The organism is Brevibacterium sp. Mu109, assembly GCF_900169375.1.
Classification (GTDB): Bacteria; Actinomycetota; Actinomycetes; order Actinomycetales; family Brevibacteriaceae; genus Brevibacterium; species Brevibacterium yomogidense_A.
In genome coordinates this window covers 1-1,324 of record NZ_FXZF01000096.1, presented here as the reverse complement: position 1 = coordinate 1,324, position 1,324 = coordinate 1, and the positions used below count along the sequence as shown (strand labels likewise).

Genomic DNA, 1,324 nt, shown 5'->3' with positions numbered 1-1,324 from the left:
GTGCCGCCGGTGGAGTTCGAGCAGGGCATGGTCGCGGCGGTTGAGACTGTCGAGGGCGAGCAGGAAACGTCACTCACGCATGCAGCGTGATGTGGCTCACGTGTCTACAGCTTGCGGGTAACCCCACCTGGGGATAGGGAGCGGGCATGGTGCACATCCTTCCAGGCCGCCCAAAGGGCAAGCCAGATCAGATGTCACCTATCCGCGCGGCAGCCCCCTCCCGGTGAGGCGATCGCCGTGTCCTACCTGCGCGTCTCGACCAAGGAGCAGGCGGAGAAGGGCGGCACCGACGAGGGGTACTCGATCCCGGCCCAGCGCGAGGCGAACCAGCGCAAAGCGGAGCAGATGGGCGCCACGATCGTGGAAGAGTTCGTGGACGCAGGTGAGTCTGCCCGTAAGGCTGATCGGCCCGATCTGATGCGGATGATCAAGTACGTCGCTACGCACAAGGTCAACTACTGCATCGTTCATAAGGTCGACCGTCTGGCGAGGAACCGGGCGGATGACGTCGCGATCCATCTGGCGCTGCGCGACGCGGGTGTGATGCTGGTGTCAGCGAGCGAGAACATCGATGAGACTCCGTCGGGGATGCTGCTGCACGGCATCATGTCCACGATCGCAGAGTTTTACTCGCGCAACCTGGCGACTGAGACAGTCAAGGGTTTGTCGCAGAAAGCTGCACGGGGCGGCACGATCGGCAAGGCTCCGTTGGGGTATCGCAACGTCGGGGTCCGTGATGAGAACGGGCGTGAGGTCCGTACCGTGGAGATCGATCCGGAACGTGCAAAGCTCGTGGCCTGGGCGTTCATGGTCTACGCCTCCGGGGAATGGACCACGAGCCAACTGCATGAGGAGCTGACCGCGCGGGGTCTGCGCACGCCCGCGACGCCACGGCGGCCGTCACGCCCGATCGGGAAGTCCTCGATCCAGCGGATGCTGACCAACCCGTACTACAAGGGCGATGTCCGCTATCAGGGCGTGACCTACAAGGGCACGCACGAGCCGTTGGTGCCACCGGAGGTTTGGTACCAGGTGCAGACGGTCTTGCAGTCGCACCGGACCGCAGCGGATGCTAGTCGTGTGCATGACCATTACCTGAAAGGCACCGTGTTCTGCGGGCAGTGCGGTTCGCGGCTGCTGGTATGCAACGCCAAGAGCAGCACCGGGAACATCTACCCGTACTTCGTCTGCGCCGACGGTAGAGCCCCATAGAGTGGTGTAACGCACAGAGGCCCGGACACACCCACCCGGATGTAGACGCGGCCACCGTGTGATCCTTCGAGTCAACCTTCCAAGAATCCTCGAATAGGAGTCATCACGATGA

Annotated in this window: 1 protein-coding gene; it reads left to right on the top strand. The window is 63.1% G+C overall.

Going from position 1 to position 1,324, the window contains the following annotated elements; all coding sequences use genetic code 11:
- The first annotated feature begins 237 nt into the window (after positions 1-237).
- Positions 238-1,212: a recombinase family protein gene (locus BSP109_RS16590; RefSeq protein ID WP_257944761.1), complete on the top strand. Its 975-nt coding sequence runs from the start codon at positions 238-240 to the stop codon at positions 1,210-1,212.
- The last annotated feature ends 112 nt before the right edge of the window (positions 1,213-1,324 follow it).